Below are 15,504 nucleotides of genomic sequence, written 5' to 3' on the forward strand. Positions count from 1 at the left end.
ATTTGTTGGCGTTTTTATGATTACAAATAGTTTAATGTCTTACTGGTGATACCTTCACTTTTACTTTCACTGTATTACCTGGGCGCGAATGCATAAAGGTTTCATAGGCTGCACCTTGATAACGATATTTTACGTTATAACCTTTGATTTTTCTTACTTTTTTTGCAGGCTCATATACGGTCTCACAATGTTGGGTCACTCGAGTGCTGTATTGCGGCCCTTGCACGCTATTACCAATTGCGCCGCCGATAATGGCGCCTGTTACTGTGCTCCTGCGGTTGTCGCCAATCACATTTCCAATCACACCACCAATTACTGCGCCGGCAATTGTTGAGTTTGTGCGCTGACGATGATCGATGCTGTAGCGAACTGTTCGTTCAACAGGGTAACACTGCTGTATGGGTTGTTTTACCGTCGAGTATTGATATACCGGATCGACCCGAACTACTTTTGCATAATCATAACGGGTATCGGCTAACGCTTGACCAGCAGAAAAACCGAAAAGTAATGTGGCAATTGAGATGTTTTTTAGATTTAACATTTTGTCTCTCCTTTGAAATCTTAGGTTCATAATAGGAGAGACTAACTGAACTATAACTGAACTAAACCTTATCGGTTAGTTAAGCATTGGGGTTTAAACGGATTGTAGGTTTCTGTTGTGCAATGGATTAACGCAGGTAGCTGAAATCGTACTGTTTCTATTGTTAGTGTAGATGTGTATTTCCAAATCTATGTTTTTCAATTTGTACCAAAGGTCTAAGTTATCAGCGCTAGGGCAAATAATTCGTTGTATATACTGTTCTTGAACGCCTTTGGCTAAATCTAGTTTTTGGGGAATTTTGATGAACGCTCTGACTTCTCCAAAAGACGCATTCGAACCTTGATAGTCCCAGTCTCCTAAATGCAAAGCGGTGTAAAACGTTCTATCCACACTTTCCAACGTTTTTGGGTCAGCTTGATAGCTGTCTTTATCGGCAAATCGAACAATTTTCATTGAGAAGAGTTGATTACAAGCAGAAATACTCAACATGATCACAGCCAGCAAAAAAGCTCTTTTGATCAATTTAATCGTAAACTTATGTGTGTTTTTCATTCACCACCCCTTCGTTACTCAGGGTATCGGCTAGTAATTCATAAGCTTGAGTGCTGCGATGTAGCCAAGTGTCTAATCCTTTTTCACATAACAGCTTTCATAATGGCCGCAGTTAAGTAGATAAGAAAGAGGTTGGCTAAGAATTGGAACGCAGGCTTTTATCGTTAATCGAAGTCGACTTTTTTTCGCAGAGATTTGGTTTTTCCAGCTTTTTTCTTACTTTCTACTCGGCGAACTTGGGATGACTTTGTGGGTTTAGTCGCCCGTCTAGGTTTGGGTTTTTCGCCGGCTTTTTTAATAATTTCGATTAAACGAGTAACGGCATCTTCGCGGTTTTGTTCCTGCGTGCGGTAGTTTTGAGCTTTTATCACCAGAATGCCGTCATTGGTTATCCGGCTGTCGTTACTATTGAGCAAACTTGTTTTGTAAAACTCAGGCAAAGTAGAGGCGTTAACATCAAAACGAAGGTGGATTGCGCTGGAGACTTTATTCACATTTTGTCCGCCAGCGCCTTGGGCACGAATAGCATTCATTTCAAACTGATCGTCAGATATGCTGAGGTGTTCGGTTATGCTTATTAGTGCCATGATTATCTGCCTAAGGTAAGGTTTGTGAAAATGGTTTCACGACTACACTTTTGAAAACTCCGGCTCCAATGTACGGATCGCTATCTGCCCATTGTTGAGCATCAGACAAACTATCAAATTCAGCAATGATCACCGAACCGGTAAATCCTGCTTCACCAGGAGTTGGGCTATCAATTGCCGGACAAGGACCGGCAATGACCAAACGTCCTTGTTGTTTAAGTGACTCCAATCTTTCTAGGTGAGCAGGGCGCACACTCAGTCTTAAAGGTAGACTATTGGCTACGTCCTCTGCGTAAATGACATACAACATTGAATTATCCTTCTTATCAAATTAGTTATTTATGGGTAGCCGCTTTCATCTCACAGACAAAGCTTGCAAGTTGTTCTAGCATTTTACTCGGATTATCGAGGTTTTGTTCGATAATGTTCACCGTAGCTGAACCGGAAATGGCGCCTGCTGCGCCTGCCGTTATCGCTTCAGTTACTTGTGCTGGTTTTGATATTCCAAAACCTAACAAGGGAGGAGCGACTTGGTATTGAGTTAGTTTAGCAATTAATTCGTCGGCGGGAATAGTCGCGGCTGTCTCTGCACCCGTTACACCAGCTCTACCAAGTAAATAAGTATAGCCAGACGACTTACGACCAATTTCGGCTAAGGTTTCGTCACTCGCATTTGGCGGCGCGATGAGAATTTGATTGATATTATTGCTTTCCGCTACGTCTATAAATCGCTGTGCTTCGCGCAGGGGAACATCGGCAATTAGAATCGAATCTACTCCCGCAGTGTTAGCCGCCTGATAAAATTCAGTTAAGCCTTTTTTAATGACAAGGTTGCTATACAGCAGCAGTCCAATTGGCACCTCTGGAAAAATATCGCGAATTTGTTTAATCACATCAAAACAATCTGATGGCGTTATTTTATTCTCCAAGGCGCGAATACTGGCTTTTTGAATCGTAGGGCCATCTGCGATGGGATCTGAATAGGGAATACCTAATTCCAACGCATCGGCACCGCTTTCTACTAGTGTTTTAATGATATTAAATGAGGTTTCTTTATCTGGATCCCCAAGCATTACGAAGGGGACAAATGCGCCTTGGTTAGCTTTATTCAGGCGTTCAAACATGTTGTCGTAACGGCTCATTTTTGTTCTCCCAAAATATTGTAAACGTGGGCTAAGTCTTTATCACCTCGACCAGATAGATTCACCACTATGATAGTTTCCTCTTCTGCTTCATCTGCCATATTGAGGGCATGGGCAAGGGCGTGTGAAGACTCAAGCGCCGGAATAATCCCTTCTTTGCGAGCAAGTAATTGGAACGCGTTTAATGCTTCGTCATCGGTAACTGCCGCATACTGTGCTCGACCTATGTCGTGTAAATAAGCATGCTGAGGACCCACTGCAGGGTAATCTAAACCAGCAGAAACTGAATAGGATTCTTCAATCTGGCCGTCGTTATCTTGCATAATGTAACTGTATGCACCATGTAACACACCTTTACTACCTGTGCAGATAGCGGCACCGTGATCCGGTGTGTGAATGCCTTTACCCGCAGGCTCTACACCAATTAAACTCACACTAGGTTCATCAATGAAATCAGCAAACATACCTATGGCATTTGAACCACCACCTACGCAAGCCACAACGGCATCGGGTAAGCGTCCTTCTTTTTCCATGATCTGCGCACGGGTTTCTTCACCAATCATTCGATGAAATTCACGTACGATAGTCGGGAAAGGATGAGGTCCGGCAGCCGTACCAAGTAGATAGTGGGCCTTGTCATAGGTGGCTGACCAATCACGCATCGCTTCATTTACCGCATCTTTAAGAGTACCTGAACCGGCATTGACGGGGATGACTTCGGCACCCATTAGGCGCATACGAAACACATTTGGTGCTTGACGCTCTACGTCTTTGGCACCCATATAAATACGTGCTTTTAAGCCCATAAGCGCGCAGGCTAAAGCTGTTGCCACACCGTGTTGGCCAGCACCCGTCTCAGCGATTACTTCGGTTTTGCCCATACGTTTGGTTAATATTGCCTGTCCCAAAACTTGATTGGTTTTATGGGCTCCACCGTGTAATAAGTCTTCGCGTTTTAAATACAGTTTTACTTTCGGGTTACTCACTAGATTTTTAGTAAGAGTCATCGCTGTTGGGCGGCCCGCGTAGTCTTTTAATAAGCCGTTAAATTCTTCCACAAAGCTGGGATCATTTTGCGCATCTATAAAGGCTTGTTCAAGTTGATCTAAAGCGGGAATAAGTAACTCTGGTACATACATACCACCGTATTCGCCAAATTTACTGTCTAAGTGATTCATGTTGCTCTCTTATGTCTATATTTATTTTAACGTTATTATTTGTCTGTAAGCTATTAGCAATCGTTGCATGATTAAACTTCAGTAGCGTCGTAACAGATCAAATAATTGTGCAATTTTTTGTTGATCTTTAATGCCTGGGGCGGATTCCACCCCCGAATTTGCATCTAGCCCTAGTACGTTAGTTGCTCTGGCATCTTGAATGTTTAGAGGAGTCAGCCCGCCAGCTAATATGACATTATTGTTATCTGGCAATTGGGATAACAACTGCCAATCAAATTGTTGTCCTGTGCCGCCGGATTGCTCGCCGACTTTGCAATCTAACAAAATCCTATCGACGTTCTCTAAATCCATAACCGGTAGGCTATTTGTGACCCCAAATGCTTTCCAAATTTCACAATTGGGCTGTAATTGAGTACGCAATGCATCAATAAAAGTTTGATCTTCTTGTCCGTGCAATTGTACCGCAGTTAAATTTAATTGATTGGCATATTCGACAATGGTGTCGATAGTGTTGTTAACAAAAACGCCCACATAATGAAATGGTACCGAATCGACAATTTGTTTTGCGCTTTGCAGAGTAATTGCGCGCGGCGACTTTTCAGCGAAAATTAAGCCGCCATAGATTGCGCCACAGCTGGCAATAACTTGGGCATCTTCGACTCTAGTGATGCCGCAAATTTTAACCTCACCGAAAAGTAGTTTTTTAACTGCACTGATAACGTCGAGTTCTTGCATCACTGAACTGCCGACCAAAAATCCGTCTACTAATGGGGCCAGTCGGCGCACATCTTTATTGGTATAAATACCGGATTCAGATATCACTACACATTCGTGCTTACTTTGTTTTATTAGAGGAACTAGTTTTTCGGTAGTGGCTAAGTCAGTACTTAAATCACGTAAATTACGGTTATTGATACCAATAATTTTAGCCCCCAAAGCCAAGGCTCTATGAGCCTCTTCTTCGTTACTGACTTCCGTCAATACATCAAGTTGATATTGCTTAGCTAGCTCAGCAAGTTGAGCATATTCTTCATCGTTGAGTACCGAAAGCATAAGCAGTACAGCATCGGCATTGTGATGACGGGCCAAATATATTTGATAAGGGTCTACAAAAAAATCTTTATTTAAAACCGGCTGGCTAACGCGTTGGCGCACATATTCTAGGTATTCAAATTTACCTTGAAAGTACTTTTCATCGGTTAATACTGAAATGCACGCAGCATATGGACCATAGGCTGCAATAATCTCATCGAGATTAAAATCATCGCGAATCAAACCTTTCGATGGTGAAGCCTTTTTACATTCGAGCACATAGCCTGCATTTGGTTTAGATAACGCTTGATAAAAACTGCGATCTGAAGGAGTCAAATTATCTTTAAATGATGAAAGCGGCAAATCTAATTTACGTTGCACCAATTCTTCACGTTTATTGGCGACTATTTTTTCTAATACATTTGCCACTTATTGTGCTCCTTGTTGACTAGTGTTGGCGGCAGATAAAATGGTGTCTAATGCTTGTTTAGATTGCATGGCCTCAACCGCTATTTGCGCACCTTGTTCATACGTGGATGCGATACCTGTCAACTTCAACAAAGCGCCGGCGTTCATCGCGACCGCGGATTGGTGGGCTAGCTGTCCTTTACCGGTTAATACCGCCTCTATTAGTGCTTTATTCTCTTCAGGCTCTCCACCTTTTATACTTTCAAGTGAGTGCTCTTGTAGACCAAAATCAGCAGGCGTTAATGTGTATTCGTTAATCTCGCCATTTTTTAATTCAGCCACTTGAGATGGACCGTGCAAGGCTAATTCATCTAAGCCACTGCCATGTACTACCAGCGCATGCTCATAGCCCAACAATTTTAAGGTTTTGGCAAATGGCATGACCCATTCAGGAGCGTATACCCCGATCATCATGTGTGTCGGCTTGCCTGGGTTGGCCAACGGGCCGAGTAAGTTAAACAGGGTGCGGGTTTTTAAGGTGGTTCTGACAGGCATCGCAAACTTAATTCCTGCATGATAATTTGGTGCAAACAAGAAACATAAATTTGCATCATCTAAGCAGTTTCTCGCGGTCTGCGCACTCATACTAAGATCCATGCCGAATTCTCGAAATAGATCCGCGGAACCGGATTTACTGGAAACACTGCGATTGCCATGTTTTGCCACTTTTACACCACAGCTAGCGGCCACAATTGCGGCGGCTGAGGAAATGTTGATGGTGTTGTGACCATCGCCTCCGGTTCCTACAATATCTGCAAAGGGATAATCGGGACGAGGGAAGGGCGCTGCATTATTGATTAACGCTGCCGCTGCACCAGCAATTTCTGCTGGCTTTTCACCCTTTATTTTAAGGGCGGTTAACATCGATGAAATCACGATGTCATTTAACTCGCCTTTCACTACCATTGAAAATAAGGCTTCGCAATCTTGCTGTGATAAATCCTGACCTAGGTATAACGATTCCAAATGGGAAAGAGTATTGATAGTCATATTTATGCCTTTTGCGTTAAATAACGAATACTTTGTTCAAGTAGTTGACTTCCATGAGAGGTCAAAATCGACTCAGGATGAAATTGGAAGCCCAACATTCTGTCGGCAGGATGATACACACACATGGGAATACCTTCAAAGTTAGCTATTACATTTAGTTCTTTTGGAATATCACTGACTACCAATGAATGATATCGCGCCACGGGCAGTGGATTTGCTAGGCCACAGAAGAGTGCGCTGTTGTCATGCTGGATGTATGACGCTTTGCCGTGCATAACTTGTTCAGCTCTAATCACTTTTCCACCGTATGATTTAACAATCGCTTGATGGCCTAAACAAATTCCTAGTACTGGAAATTGACCTTTAACAAGCTCGATGAGTTCGAGTAAACAACCGGCTTGTGATGGCTCTCCTGGTCCGGGTGATAACAATAATAATACTTCTGAATTTTCTGCTTTTTGTTGCATTTGAGAATAGATCATTTGAGCAGAAACTGAATTTCGATAAATAATCAGCTCCATTCCCATACCACGTAACTCATCTACTAGGTTGTAGGTAAAAGAATCATAATTATCCAGCAGAAACACACTAATTGGACGGCTCATAAATTATTCTCCTTTGCATGGGCACTGACAATCGCGGTGATAACCGCTTGTGCTTTGCCTCTGGTTTCGTCTGCTTCAGATTGTGGATCTGAGTCGTACACCACGCCTGCGCCAGCCTGGATATAAGCAATATTGTGTTTGACAAATGCGGAGCGAATTACGATACAAGTATCCATGTCGCCATTGCCATTGATATAACCCACTGCACCGCCATAACTTCCTCTGCGTTTTTTCTCTACTTCACGGATAAGCGATGCTGCACTGACTTTAGGGGCACCTACTAGCGTCCCCATATTCATGCAGGCGGCGTAAGCATGCAGTGCATCTAAGTCATCTCGTAATTGACCGACTACACGACTGACTAAATGCATTACATGGGAATATCTATCTACTTTTAAAAGATCTTTTACGAAGCGGGTACCGGGTTGGGAAACTTTTGCTACGTCATTTCGGGCTAAATCAACAAGCATTAGGTGTTCTGCTTTTTCTTTTTGGTCTTCACGTAGATTAAGCTCAATTCGACTATCCAAATCTACATTGATACTGCCATCAGCATGTTTTCCTCTGGGGCGAGTACCTGCAATCGGATATATCTCAATTTGATTACTCTGTTTATCGTATTTGAGTGCCGACTCGGGGGAAGCGCCAAACATACAAAAATCGTCATCTTGTAGAAAGAACATGTATGGACTTGGGTTTTGTTTCTTTAGATTGGCATAAGCTGCATAGGGAGAAGGACAAGGTAATTTAAACGTGCGCGAAGGAACAACTTGGAAAATATCGCCAGCCAAAATATGTTCTTTAAGATTTAACACATCCTGTTTGTATTCGTCATCTGACTTATCCACCTCTAACTTCATCTCAATACCGACTGGCGTTGATTGCATGGGTTGTTGTTTGAGTTGTTTTAATTGGCTGATGATTTCTTCTAGTTGTTGACTGACTGAAAAGTAACTACTGCTTACATTTTTGCCACTAAATACTGTGCTAATGACTTCAGTGGTTTGTAATTGATGGTCTATCACGAGCAATGATTGGGCTAGGTAAAAAACAAAATCAGGGCAGGTATTTTCGCTGTCGGGCACCTCGGGTAGGGATTCAAAACTGGCTAAAAGGTCGTAAGCGAATGCGCCGCCTAAAAATAAGTTTTGAGGATGTTCACGCAAGCAATGAATATTTTTGACAATTAATCGCAATGCATCAAATACGGCCGGTGCTTTTAATCGAGTGTCTTCGTCAAGATTCGAATCGGGTATCGAAAACGTTAATTTCAGGGCGGTGTTATTCGAGTCTACTTCAACTTCAACGCCTGCAGGTATGTGCTGTTCAAATAACGGTAACACAGAGGCACCATTTTCATTTAACCCTTGAATGAGCACGGTGTGACCATGGCAAGTTAATTTTAATGCGGCATCCAACAAGATTAAACTCTTTAAGTTATCCTTACTGTCAATCTCCGCCGACTCAAGCAATAACGTATTGGTTTTGCTTTTGCACAACTGTTGATAGGCGCTGAGAGGGTCAGCAACATAGGGACCATGTTTAACAATGGTTTCGGCTATTCCGGGTTTTTCACTTAATTGAGTTAAACTCATGTTTTACTTCTCAAGTTTGATTTTAATTTTAGCGCGTTGCGGGCAGATACGAAAAAGGCCCGATAAACGGGCCTCTTAATAATTATTTGCTACACACACAAACACTCACAGCCCGCTAGTTAGGGATGTGCCACCACCAGATTTTGCTATTTGTGGAATGAATTGTATTTGTCATGTGTTTAAATTCACTTTGTAAACTGTAATTAAACCTTAAAATAAGGCTGTCTATTGACTTTTTTTGAGAATTTATCCAACTCCCAAGGCATTTAACCTGAATATTTTGTGGCGTTTAACATATAATAACGCTATCACCCTTATAGAAGAAAACAATTCGCTCGTTGTGTCAATACATTGGACGATAAAAAGTTTAAAATTGCCTAATTAAAGCGTTATATGATAGAAGCCATGAAAATAGATTTGCATTGCCATAGTAGTTATTCAGACGGTCGATTGACTCCCCAGGAGCTGTTAGATCGTGCTCACAATATGCAAGTAGATGTACTGGCATTAACTGATCATGACACTGTTGATGGGGTTCAAGAACTTAAAGATCATCAACAACAGTGTAAACGTAAATTAGCCGTGATTGCTGGTGTTGAATTGTCAACAAGCTGGCATGGATTTGATATTCATATTGTTGGTCTTAACGTGGATCACAACGACCCAGTATTTTTATCTCGACTTGCACAGCAGAGTCAAAGTAGACAAGAACGGGCGCTAAAAATAGCCAATAAATTAGAAAAAGCGGGTGTACCTGATGTGTATGAAACCGCAAAAAGCTTTGCTGGCGTTGGACAAATAACCCGTGCTCATTTTGCTAGAGCATTGGTAAAACTTAATGCTGTCAGCAGCCTAGAAGATGCTTTTAAAAAGTATTTAGGGAAAGGTAAAAAGGCCCACGTAAAACCTGAGTGGATAAGCATCGAAGAAGCGGTGACTTGGATTCAGGATGCCGGCGGACAAGCAGTTTTAGCCCACCCAGGACATTACGACATGACCGCAAAGTGGTTGCGTCGATTGGTGGCTGAGTTTGCCCTATCAGGCGGCGATGGGATCGAGGCTAATCACATGCATTTAGCTGCAAGCAAAAGGGAATTGCTGGTGGAATTAGCCATCGAACATCAGCTGCTGGCCTCTACAGGGTCGGATTTTCATTATCCGAGTCGCTGGACGGAGCTAGGGAAAAGTTTAGCCATATCAGAGCGTTTAACGCCTGTGTGGCATGATTGGAAAAACCTCTCAGAACTAAACAATAGAATAGGAAATTAGCGAAAACTTATGAGTCAGTATTTTTATGTTCATCCTGATAATCCTCAGCAACGGTTATTGCGCCAAGCCTGTGAAATTATTCGAGCTGGTGGCGTGATTGTTTATCCCACAGATTCTGGCTACGCAATTGGGTGCCAAATGGAAGACAAGTCTGCCCTTGAACAAATTTGCAGGATACGACAGATTGGCAAAGATCATAACTTTACTTTGATGTGCCGTGATATGTCTGAATTGTCGAACTACGCTAGGGTTGATAATACCGCCTTTCGTTTGATAAAGAATAATACGCCAGGGCCATATACTTTTATTCTAAAAGCCACTAAAGAGGTACCAAAGCGGTTGCAGAACCCAAAACGTAAAACAATAGGTATTCGAGTGCCCGATAACATCATAGCGCTGCAATTGTTAGAAGAATTAAACGAACCCTTAATGTCCACGACCTTGATTTTACCCGGTGAAACTCAGGCCGAATTTGATCCTGAAGATATTAGAGACAAATTAGAACGTCAGGTCGATTTGATTATTAATGGTGGGTACTTAGGTGAGCAACCCACCAGTGTGATCGACATGTCTGAGGGGGGGATTGATATCATCCGCGAAGGCAGTGGCGACACTAGCGTATTTGGTTGAGGCGAATTAGCCAATGACCCAAGAGTCAGCGCCGAATAAAGCACCTATTCAACAGCCATTGCCCCTTGCATTCGTCAATGGCGAGGCAATGATTGATAAACCGGAAGATTTGTATATTCCGCCGGATGCTTTAGAAGTTATTTTAGAAGCGTTTGAAGGACCATTGGATTTACTTTTATATCTAATTCGCAAACAAAAATTCGATATAGTGAATTTGCCAGTGCTACAAATTACCCAACAATACATGGAATATGTTGAGGTAATGAAAGAAATAAAGTTGGAGTTAGCCGCTGAATATTTGCTGATGGCAGCGATTTTAGCCGAAGTCAAATCGCGACTCTTATTGCCTAAACGACCAGACGCCGAAGAAGATGAAGATGATCCTCGCGCTGAATTGATTCGTCGTTTGCAAGAATATGAAGCGATAAAGTTAGCAGCCCAAGAAATTGATGGGCTACCTCGAATGGAAAGAGATCTGTTCAGCGCCAGTGCTACACCGAACGAGCATGTCGCACCAATAAAAATACAACCTGAAGTGAACTTACAAGAACTCGTATTAGCGTTTCAATCGGTGATGAAAAAAGCCAAAGCCTTTGAGCATCATCAAATTGAAAGGGAAGTCTTGTCGACTCGAGAACGAATGAGCAAGATTTTAGAATTATTAGATGAAAAAGACTATCTTGGTTTTGAGACCTTATTTTTTGTATCGGAAGGAAAAGCTGGGGTAGTAGTGACTTTCTTAGCAATATTGGAGTTGGTAAAAGAGAGTTTGGTAGAATTGGTACAAGCTCAACCTTTCAGTCAAATACATCTGAAACTGCGTAATCGAGAAGAGGGTGTATGGCAAGATTAACCGATGAACAGTTAAAACAACTTGTTGAAGCGGCAATTTTTGTTGCCGATGAGCCATTGAGCAAAGATAAATTACAGACCACAGTGTTAGAAGGCCTCAGGGTGTCGAATAAAAAGCTTGATGCCGCGTTAGCTGAGCTGAAATTAGACTATGCCCCGCGAGGGATTCAACTGATTGAGGTCTCATCTGGCTTTCGGTTTCAATCGGTGGATAGCTTGAGCCCTTGGTTAAGCAAATTGTGGCAAGAACAAGCGCCGCGCTATTCTCGGGCGCTATTAGAGACTTTATCTTTGATAGCTTATCGTCAACCGATAACCCGAGGAGAGATAGAAGACGTGCGAGGGGTTTCAGTCAGTAGTCACATTATGAAAACCCTAACGGAAAGAGAATGGGTGAAAGTGGTTGGTCACAAAGAAGTGCCAGGGCGACCTTCGTTATATGCAACAACTAAAGGGTTTTTGGATTACTTTGGGATTAAAAGTTTAGCTGATCTACCGCCCATGCAAACAATTGAAGTGCTTCCTGAGTTGGAGCAAAAAGAACAAGACGAACAGCGACTAAAAACAGTGGCTGAACACATGACATCAGACACAGTGTCCCAAGAAACAGCGATAAATTTGGCTGAACTAGGACCAAATAAAGAGCAAATACATTAATGAGTGAAAAACTGCAAAAAGTACTGGCAAACGCTGGTCAAGGATCCCGTCGTGAGATGGAAAAGTGGATAGAGCAGGGACGTATATCGGTAAACGGTAATGTCGCTACTTTGGGAGACCGAGTAGAAAATACCGATCAAATACGAGTGGATGGTCAGTTGTTAGCCTTAGCCCAAGAAAAGCCGGTGTGCCGCGTGCTGATGTACAACAAACCCGAGGGAGAATTGTGTAGTCGCAAAGATCCTGAAGGTCGCCCCACAGTGTTTGACCGCTTACCTAAAATTCAGAATGGTCGCTGGATTGCGGTAGGTCGCTTGGATATTAACACCAGCGGACTACTATTATTTACTAACGATGGTGAACTGGCTAATCGATTAATGCATCCTAAGCATGAAATCCAAAGAGAGTACGCCGTTCGCGTGTTTGGTGAAGTTGATAGTAAGATGATAGCGCTATTGAAAAAAGGGGTGGAGTTGGATGATGGTATGGCTAAATTTACTACCATATCTCGTCGTCCTGGGGATGATGAAAGCCTAAACTCTTGGTTCAATGTTACCTTATCTGAAGGACGTAATAGAGAAGTTCGTCGTCTATGGGAGTCGCAAGGCGTGCAGGTCAGTCGCCTGATTCGGGTTAACTACGGTGGTTTAGAGTTGCAAAAGCGCTTACCTCAAGGTGGCTGGATAGAATTAACCTTAGATGAGCTTAATCCGTTGCGTAAATCTGTACAATTACCCAATGAAACTGAAAGTTTGATCAATGAAAAGCGTAACAAGCTTGATCACGTTAGGATTAGTCGCATGCGACGTTCAGTCAAAAAGCATAAATTGAATAAGAATTTAAAAAGAAGAAAATAACAATTTAAAAAATGCGAAAAAAGCACCTTTTGATTAAATTCGAAGGTGCTTTTTTTATGCTCTTAAGTGAGTTACAAGGAAATAATGAGTAAACCAATTGAACAGGCCAAGCCTACTGACCACACCAAACTTCTCAGTACGTGGATATCTAACCAATAACAAATAGCATAAATTAAACGTGAGATAACAAATCCAATCGCTAGGTATTGAGCGATATCACCCACGTTTTGCGTAATTAGCGCCGTTAATGCACCGGGTATAAACATGATTAGTGCTTCAAAACTATTTTCGTGAACGGCTTTGGCTCGCGCACCAAAACCGGTGAGTTTACTCTGTTGCGCACGAGGGTTTCGATTGTCATAACCTCCCTGCTTATTCTGCGCAATGGCTAAAGGTGCTTTGAATACAATTGGCATAATAGTGGCAATGATTAAACAGATGATAATAGTCGTCATGAGATACTCACAATGTGAACCTGATTGTCTAAGTATAACGTTAACATCTAAATATTTGTTTAAACAAATACCTTTTTAATTATCACCGATTTATGTGTGCTGGGAAATGTAAAAAATGGCCGTCTACATAAGAGTTATGAAAGACGGCCGAATAGTCGGGAATGACATTTGGTACCGTTAAATAAAGGTATTTACATATTGCTGTCGAATTGAAATTCAACTTTATTCAGTAATTGCGCATCATCAATGTTTAGCTCGACTTCACGATAAAGAATGATTTGACCTGCAACAGTTGCCCCTTGTTTTATACTCAAAGTAGGCACTGAATGATCGTTATTGTTACGATTATTTTTGTGGAAAATGATATCGCCCAGCACTTGCGTGTTGTTGGTTAGCAAAATATCTCCGTTGTGAGTGTGCACAGAACCTTCGACTACAACACCATTTAACTTAATCTCACCATTGATGGTTTCGACCTCTTGAGCAACTTTCGAAGAATGCTGCAAACTGATATCACCGTTGACGGTTTTGACAAAACCTGCACTGCTAAAATGGTGACCCGCTTCAATGTCACCATTTACGGTTGACGCATTTTCGACTGTGACATAATCACCCATTTCGATACTGCCATTGACCGTATCGACAGTTCGAGCAGTCACATCATCGTGTAACTCAATGCTGCCATTTACTGAGCTGACGTTAGAGACGTGTTTACCTTGAGATACTTCTAATCCACCAAAAACACTACTCACGCTATTACCGTCCGATGTGTCGTTACTACCGCCTCCAACATGGATGATGCAACCAGATAAAACGAGCATAGTAGAGGTGGCGATGATTGCTCGTGAAATAGTTTTTAGTGAGTTAGCGCTTAACATAAAATTCCTAAGTATGTGTGATAATTGTAATTTGAGTTGTATTTTTATAAGAAGTTGCAGAACTCAGGCCATATTTTTAACTGTATGATTTTAATGTATTTTTTATTTTATGAGAATGAAATAATTAATTTTTTTAGGCAGAATAACAAAATATTAGTCAATTATGCTGAGTGTTTAGCGATTTTCACAGCGCCTTGTTTAGAGAGTAAATGAAGTCGGGTAGGTCACTCAAATAACGGGATTTAAGCTATTTGGTATTCCCACAAGCGCCGCCTTTCAACGACGCTTTTGAGGGGTAAATTGGGTTTACTTATTTACTTTTTTTCTAAAAGGGTGATTAAACTGGACGTGTCGAATCTATCCCCTCCATTGGCCTGAACTTGGCTATAAAATTGATCTACTAGAGCCGTTAACGGTAAATGTGCCTTCGATACTCTCGCTTGGTCCAATACTATACCGAGATCTTTGCGCATCCAATCGACGGCAAACCCAAAGTTAAACTCATTATCTAACATAGTGCTGGCACGATTATCCATCTGCCAAGATTGTGCAGCGCCTTTAGAAATAACCTCAACAACTGCCTCAGCATCTAAGCCATTTTGTTTGGCAAAGTGTAATGCTTCAGATAAACCTTGTACTACACCGGCAATGCAGATTTGATTCACCATTTTGGCCATTTGACCACTACCAACCGGACCTAACAGCTTTTGCATTTTGGCGTAACAGCGAATTAGCGATTCTATTTTTTGATAGTCCCTTGGCTCAGCTCCAACCATCACGGTAAGGGCACCGCTTTGTGCTCCCGCTTGGCCGCCAGAAACGGGGGCATCTGCATAGCCGATATTTTTGGATTGAGCTATTTGCGCTAGTTCTTGTGCCACTAAAGCCGATGTCGTTGTATGATCAACAAAAATACTGCCTTCTTTCATTGTATTAAATGCGCCTTTATCACCTACTGTTACTTCACGTAGGTCATCGTCGTTACCTACGCAGGCAAAGACAACATCTTTACCTTTTGCTGCTTCAGCGGGGGTTGCAGCTTTTGCACCCTTATACTCCTTTAACCAAAGCTCAGCTTTGCTATCAGTGCGATTATAAACGGTCACTTTATGGCCTGCATTGGCTAAATAGCCCGCCATAGGAAAACCCATGACCCCTAGGCCAATAAACGCGATATTCAGAGAATGATTTTGATTCGACATAGGAATTCCTTTTA

General features: G+C 42.1%; 18 protein-coding genes. 5 read left to right on the top strand and 13 right to left on the bottom strand.

The window, feature by feature from the left end:
• Nucleotides 1-31: 31 nt before the first annotated feature.
• The 10 genes from KO530_RS11105 to KO530_RS11150 all read right to left on the bottom strand — a co-directional run bounded on the left by KO530_RS11105 (nt 32) and on the right by KO530_RS11150 (nt 8,690).
• The gene (locus KO530_RS11105; protein ID WP_216048465.1) at nt 32-541 is read right to left on the bottom strand and encodes a glycine zipper 2TM domain-containing protein; all 510 of its coding nucleotides are present in this window, start codon (nt 539-541) and stop codon (nt 32-34) included.
• 93 nt (nt 542-634) lie between these two features.
• Nucleotides 635-1,093, bottom strand: coding sequence for a hypothetical protein (locus tag KO530_RS11110; protein ID WP_216048466.1), 459 nt, complete (start codon nt 1,091-1,093; stop codon nt 635-637).
• 164 nt (nt 1,094-1,257) lie between these two features.
• A complete protein-coding gene (gene arfB / locus KO530_RS11115) occupies nt 1,258-1,680 on the bottom strand; it encodes an alternative ribosome rescue aminoacyl-tRNA hydrolase ArfB (RefSeq protein ID WP_216048467.1) in 423 nt (140 codons plus the stop codon).
• A gap of 10 nt (nt 1,681-1,690) precedes the next feature.
• The gene (locus KO530_RS11120; RefSeq protein WP_216048468.1) at nt 1,691-1,990 is read right to left on the bottom strand and encodes a YciI family protein; all 300 of its coding nucleotides are present in this window, start codon (nt 1,988-1,990) and stop codon (nt 1,691-1,693) included.
• A gap of 25 nt (nt 1,991-2,015) precedes the next feature.
• Complete coding sequence (trpA, locus tag KO530_RS11125; protein WP_216048469.1) at nt 2,016-2,822, bottom strand: tryptophan synthase subunit alpha; 807 nt, start codon at nt 2,820-2,822, stop codon at nt 2,016-2,018.
• Nucleotides 2,819-4,000 (bottom strand): tryptophan synthase subunit beta, encoded by a 1,182-nt coding sequence (gene trpB, locus KO530_RS11130; protein WP_216048470.1) that lies wholly within the window; start codon nt 3,998-4,000, stop codon nt 2,819-2,821. The genes trpA and trpB overlap by 4 nt, the downstream gene beginning before the upstream one ends.
• 78 nt (nt 4,001-4,078) lie before the next feature.
• Entirely contained in the window at nt 4,079-5,461 is a 1,383-nt protein-coding gene (trpCF, locus tag KO530_RS11135; protein ID WP_216048471.1) for a bifunctional indole-3-glycerol-phosphate synthase TrpC/phosphoribosylanthranilate isomerase TrpF, read from the bottom strand.
• Nucleotides 5,462-6,490 carry an anthranilate phosphoribosyltransferase gene (gene trpD / locus KO530_RS11140; RefSeq protein WP_216048472.1) on the bottom strand — a complete coding sequence of 343 codons (1,029 nt, stop codon included), beginning with the start codon at nt 6,488-6,490 and terminating at the stop codon, nt 5,462-5,464.
• Between the two features lie 2 nt (nt 6,491-6,492).
• Nucleotides 6,493-7,095, bottom strand: a complete 603-nt coding sequence (locus KO530_RS11145; RefSeq protein ID WP_216048473.1) for an aminodeoxychorismate/anthranilate synthase component II — start codon at nt 7,093-7,095, stop codon at nt 6,493-6,495.
• On the bottom strand, nt 7,092-8,690 hold the full coding sequence (locus KO530_RS11150) for an anthranilate synthase component 1 (protein ID WP_216048474.1): 1,599 nt from the start codon (nt 8,688-8,690) through the stop codon (nt 7,092-7,094). Before KO530_RS11150 ends, KO530_RS11145 begins: the two co-directional genes overlap by 4 nt.
• 405 nt (nt 8,691-9,095) lie before the next feature.
• Between KO530_RS11150 and KO530_RS11155 the strand changes: the two genes are divergently transcribed.
• Genes KO530_RS11155 through rluB form a run of 5 tightly spaced genes read left to right on the top strand, consistent with a single transcriptional unit; the run spans nt 9,096 to nt 12,955 of the window.
• On the top strand, nt 9,096-9,959 hold the full coding sequence (locus KO530_RS11155; protein ID WP_216048475.1) for a PHP domain-containing protein: 864 nt from the start codon (nt 9,096-9,098) through the stop codon (nt 9,957-9,959).
• Between the two features lie 9 nt (nt 9,960-9,968).
• Nucleotides 9,969-10,589, top strand: coding sequence for an L-threonylcarbamoyladenylate synthase (locus tag KO530_RS11160; RefSeq protein WP_216048476.1), 621 nt, complete (start codon nt 9,969-9,971; stop codon nt 10,587-10,589).
• Nucleotides 10,590-10,602: 13 nt separating this feature from the next.
• Nucleotides 10,603-11,442: a segregation and condensation protein A gene (locus tag KO530_RS11165; protein ID WP_216048477.1), complete on the top strand. Its 840-nt coding sequence runs from the start codon at nt 10,603-10,605 to the stop codon at nt 11,440-11,442.
• Nucleotides 11,430-12,098: an SMC-Scp complex subunit ScpB gene (gene scpB, locus KO530_RS11170; RefSeq protein ID WP_216048478.1), complete on the top strand. Its 669-nt coding sequence runs from the start codon at nt 11,430-11,432 to the stop codon at nt 12,096-12,098. The genes KO530_RS11165 and scpB overlap by 13 nt, the downstream gene beginning before the upstream one ends.
• On the top strand, nt 12,098-12,955 hold the full coding sequence (gene rluB, locus KO530_RS11175) for a 23S rRNA pseudouridine(2605) synthase RluB (protein ID WP_216048479.1): 858 nt from the start codon (nt 12,098-12,100) through the stop codon (nt 12,953-12,955). The genes scpB and rluB overlap by 1 nt, the downstream gene beginning before the upstream one ends.
• Before the next feature lie 71 nt (nt 12,956-13,026).
• Here rluB and KO530_RS11180 read toward each other — a convergent pair whose 3' ends face one another.
• From KO530_RS11180 to KO530_RS11190, 3 genes are all read right to left on the bottom strand, one after another.
• Nucleotides 13,027-13,410 (bottom strand): MAPEG family protein, encoded by a 384-nt coding sequence (locus KO530_RS11180; RefSeq protein ID WP_216048480.1) that lies wholly within the window; start codon nt 13,408-13,410, stop codon nt 13,027-13,029.
• A gap of 191 nt (nt 13,411-13,601) precedes the next feature.
• Nucleotides 13,602-14,288, bottom strand: coding sequence for a DUF4097 family beta strand repeat-containing protein (locus KO530_RS11185; protein ID WP_216048481.1), 687 nt, complete (start codon nt 14,286-14,288; stop codon nt 13,602-13,604).
• A gap of 314 nt (nt 14,289-14,602) precedes the next feature.
• Nucleotides 14,603-15,490, bottom strand: coding sequence for an NAD(P)-dependent oxidoreductase (locus tag KO530_RS11190; RefSeq protein ID WP_216048482.1), 888 nt, complete (start codon nt 15,488-15,490; stop codon nt 14,603-14,605).
• Nucleotides 15,491-15,504: the final 14 nt, after the last annotated feature.

Origin of the sequence: Aliiglaciecola lipolytica, assembly GCF_018860635.1 — a bacterium.
Lineage (GTDB): Bacteria > Pseudomonadota > Gammaproteobacteria > Enterobacterales > Alteromonadaceae > Aliiglaciecola > Aliiglaciecola lipolytica_A.

Excerpts from the sequence above, each read along its gene's own strand:
- KO530_RS11105 (WP_216048465.1), bottom strand. The coding sequence starts at position 541 with ATGTTAAATCTAAAAAACATCTCAATTGCCACATTACTTTTCGGTTTT.
- KO530_RS11110 (WP_216048466.1), bottom strand. The coding sequence starts at position 1,093 with ATGAAAAACACACATAAGTTTACGATTAAATTGATCAAAAGAGCTTTT.
- arfB (WP_216048467.1), bottom strand. The coding sequence starts at position 1,680 with ATGGCACTAATAAGCATAACCGAACACCTCAGCATATCTGACGATCAG.
- KO530_RS11120 (WP_216048468.1), bottom strand. The coding sequence starts at position 1,990 with ATGTTGTATGTCATTTACGCAGAGGACGTAGCCAATAGTCTACCTTTA.
- trpA (WP_216048469.1), bottom strand. The coding sequence starts at position 2,822 with ATGAGCCGTTACGACAACATGTTTGAACGCCTGAATAAAGCTAACCAA.
- trpB (WP_216048470.1), bottom strand. The coding sequence starts at position 4,000 with ATGAATCACTTAGACAGTAAATTTGGCGAATACGGTGGTATGTATGTA.
- trpD (WP_216048472.1), bottom strand. The coding sequence starts at position 6,490 with ATGACTATCAATACTCTTTCCCATTTGGAATCGTTATACCTAGGTCAG.
- KO530_RS11145 (WP_216048473.1), bottom strand. The coding sequence starts at position 7,095 with ATGAGCCGTCCAATTAGTGTGTTTCTGCTGGATAATTATGATTCTTTT.
- KO530_RS11150 (WP_216048474.1), bottom strand. The coding sequence starts at position 8,690 with ATGAGTTTAACTCAATTAAGTGAAAAACCCGGAATAGCCGAAACCATT.
- KO530_RS11155 (WP_216048475.1), top strand. The coding sequence starts at position 9,096 with ATGAAAATAGATTTGCATTGCCATAGTAGTTATTCAGACGGTCGATTG.
- KO530_RS11160 (WP_216048476.1), top strand. The coding sequence starts at position 9,969 with ATGAGTCAGTATTTTTATGTTCATCCTGATAATCCTCAGCAACGGTTA.
- KO530_RS11165 (WP_216048477.1), top strand. The coding sequence starts at position 10,603 with ATGACCCAAGAGTCAGCGCCGAATAAAGCACCTATTCAACAGCCATTG.
- scpB (WP_216048478.1), top strand. The coding sequence starts at position 11,430 with ATGGCAAGATTAACCGATGAACAGTTAAAACAACTTGTTGAAGCGGCA.
- rluB (WP_216048479.1), top strand. The coding sequence starts at position 12,098 with ATGAGTGAAAAACTGCAAAAAGTACTGGCAAACGCTGGTCAAGGATCC.
- KO530_RS11180 (WP_216048480.1), bottom strand. The coding sequence starts at position 13,410 with ATGACGACTATTATCATCTGTTTAATCATTGCCACTATTATGCCAATT.
- KO530_RS11185 (WP_216048481.1), bottom strand. The coding sequence starts at position 14,288 with ATGTTAAGCGCTAACTCACTAAAAACTATTTCACGAGCAATCATCGCC.
- KO530_RS11190 (WP_216048482.1), bottom strand. The coding sequence starts at position 15,490 with ATGTCGAATCAAAATCATTCTCTGAATATCGCGTTTATTGGCCTAGGG.